This window comes from uncultured Wocania sp., from assembly GCF_964021735.1.
GTDB lineage: Bacteria > Bacteroidota > Bacteroidia > Flavobacteriales > Flavobacteriaceae > Wocania_A.
Genome location: NZ_CAXIBN010000260.1, coordinates 1 through 2,914 on the forward strand (window position 1 = coordinate 1; position 2,914 = coordinate 2,914).

The 2,914-nt window shown below is 34.1% G+C and carries 2 protein-coding genes; both read right to left on the bottom strand.

What is annotated here, in order from left to right; translation table 11 throughout:
- Positions 1-66: 66 nt before the first annotated feature.
- The gene (locus tag AADI82_RS14705; protein ID WP_341217168.1) at positions 67-1,368 is read right to left on the bottom strand and encodes an alginate export family protein; all 1,302 of its coding nucleotides are present in this window, start codon (positions 1,366-1,368) and stop codon (positions 67-69) included.
- 198 nt (positions 1,369-1,566) lie between these two features.
- The gene (dsrP, locus tag AADI82_RS14710) at positions 1,567-2,790 is read right to left on the bottom strand and encodes a sulfate reduction electron transfer complex DsrMKJOP subunit DsrP (RefSeq protein ID WP_341217169.1); all 1,224 of its coding nucleotides are present in this window, start codon (positions 2,788-2,790) and stop codon (positions 1,567-1,569) included.
- Positions 2,791-2,914: the final 124 nt, after the last annotated feature.

Below are 2,914 nucleotides of genomic sequence, written 5' to 3' on the forward strand. Positions count from 1 at the left end.
AATGAACATCTCTCATAAAAAAATCCCGCCAAAGCAGGATTCTTTAATTACTGTATAAAATTTTATTTAGTTAATGAATTTTGGTTTTATAACTAACATAGCCCAAGCCCAATTTTGCATATCTGCCACAGCGCTTTTAGGAAGTCCTTTTAACTCATACATCCCATCACTAGCAAACATTTGAGAATAGCCTAATTTTAAAGCGTAACTTTTAAACGCTTTTGAATATACTAAATCTATTTCTGTACCTAAAGCATTTTCTCCACTAGGTAAATCTTGCTCGCCACTAAAGTTTAAGGCTTTAATCATCAAGCTTGAAGTTTCGTTTAATTTAAAGTTTGCACTTACATGAATATCAACCAAACCAATAGAATTTGCATGATTACCTACATAGAAATAATCCATAAAACCATTAAATTTATGGTTGGTACCATACAATGGGAAGAAAGCACCTGTTTCGCCAGCACCTCCATCATTACCACTAATAATTTCAATACCAGCGCCTAAACCAACTTTTGGAGTTGCTTTATATGTAAAATCTAATCCTAACAAACGTGCACCTTTAACATCAACTTCACCTTGACGTTTTCCTGTTTGAACAAACGCATTAAGAGCAGCTCCAAAACTTCCTTTTTTATAGTTTAAATGTGTTCCTAAAGTTTGTAAATTACTAACGCCATCTGGGGCATCATTAACATCAAACTCTTGAAAACCATTGTTCATTAATAACAAACTACCTGTTAGGTTTTCCCAAGATTGTTTTAAATAGGCATACTGCATGGTTTTATATGAAAAGAACCCTGTTGTATTATAAGCTGTTCCTCCATTTACAAAACCTGTAGGATGTGAGTAATCTTGATTGAATGCTAATGCAACATCCAATAAAAATTTATCCTTTTTATATTTGATTAATGCTGCATCATGATTACGCCCTTGCTGTGCCCAATCTAAACCACCAAGAATGCGTTGATCGTCATACGAAATAGCTTGACGTCCTAATTTAGTAGACCATCCTTTACCTAAATTAATTTCAGCCCATGCCTCGAATATAGCAAATGAATTGTTTTGATCGTAAGGTAAAATTTGTCGGTTTTCCCCCCATACTATCACATCTTGAAAACTCAAATAAAATTTATAAGCATCAACTTGATAGCCTGCATTTAATCTAATTCTGGTTGAAATACCAAACCCAGCATCAGCAGCATCTGGTATAATACTACCAAAGCCATGTCTATATTCTGTTCTTGGTCTAAACTCACCATCTAATGTAAATTGAGCTTGTGCAAATTGAAATGTCGCCACCAACATGCAAATTAATACGTATTGCTTTTTCATTTTTAAATCTTTTACAAATATGATTTTATTCATTATTAAACCTGTAAACCTATAGCTTACAGCGTACAAATATATAAGCTATAAATTGTGCAGTATATGATAAATCTCATATAAATTAACATAATAATGTTCAGATAGAAATATATTTATTGTAAATAACTTATTAAATAATTACATTCAATAAAATACCATATAAATCTAATTTCTAGTATTTTAAAATAAAAAAAATAATTAAGATTTTTTCTTATATCGAATTTTACCCAATTCAATACCAATAGCTGTTTTTGCTAATATAGTAAAGATAAAAGCTCCCATAGCCCATATACCTAAAGTAACACCAACTTCTATTTTTGTAGGTAAATATTCTACTATTTTCCCATAAGGCCCAGGTATAAACCCAGGAACAATAAGTCCGAATCCTTTTTCAATCCATATAGCAACAAAAAGCAGCCCGCAACAGAAATATAATACTTTGAGATTTTCTCTTAATCTTTTAAAAGTTAGAATTAAAGTAGCAATAACATTCATTGAAATCGCCGTCCAAATCCATGGTAACAGTGCTGTTTTTCCTTCCAATCCAAAGAATAAGTAATAGGCGCTTTCACTATGATGCGTTGGCGCATAAAACTCTTTAAAGAGCTCCGAAATCAACATAATAATATTAATTTGAGCTGCAACTGTAACAATCATGGCTATTTTTTTGATAGTTTTATCTTCAATCTTAAAAGCGGTAAACGATCTAATAACCGCTAGAACCAAAATAATCAACGCAGGTCCAGCAGCAAATGCCGATGCCAAAAAACGAGGTCCCAACAATGCGTTATTCCAAAACGGACGCGCCTGCAACCCTTGATATAAAAACGCCGTAACTAAATGAATAGCAACTGCCCACAATACCGACAAAATAGCTCCAGGAATATACACTTTAGGGTTTGGCACTTTACCTTGATAACGTCTAAACAAAATATAAAACGGAATACTAATATTTAAAAACAAGTAGCCGTTTAAAACAATCACATCCCAAGTTAGCATCGAATTTGGAAAATTAAATACCCCAATTCCAGGAATCATATGCCAAAGTACAGATGGTCCGCCCATATCGGCAACTACAAAAGCTAAACACATAATAAGCGCAGCCACAGCCAAACCTTCGCCAATAAGTACTGCTTGTTTAAAATCGATATCTTTAAGTACATACGTTGGCATAACTAGCATAACCGCAGCAGCTGCAACGCCCACTAAAAATGTAAAGTTCGAAATATACAAACCCCAACTCACTCGATCACTCATTCCAGTAACGCTCAAACCGTGCTCCAACTGTATCGAGTAGCAATACATACCAGCAAGCATAACAAACGTTAAAGCACCCATCCAAATATTATATTTAACAGATCCTTTTGTAGTAGCATCAAGGCTATCAATAACTAAACTTCTAAAAACTTTTAAGCGTCTCATACAATTTTATTATAACTCTTGGTTTTATCTTTTTTTGGCGTTACCACAAGGGTCGGGCTTTCCGTTACAAGTCCTCGCTCCTCCTACGTCGGGCTGTGGGCTTTCCTCTACAATCCCTAACGCA

Bases quoted from the DNA above. Each gene is read 5' to 3' on its own strand.
- dsrP (WP_341217169.1), bottom strand. From the start codon at position 2,790: ATGAGACGCTTAAAAGTTTTTAGAAGTTTAGTTATTGATAGCCTTGAT.
- AADI82_RS14705 (WP_341217168.1), bottom strand. From the start codon at position 1,368: ATGAATAAAATCATATTTGTAAAAGATTTAAAAATGAAAAAGCAATAC.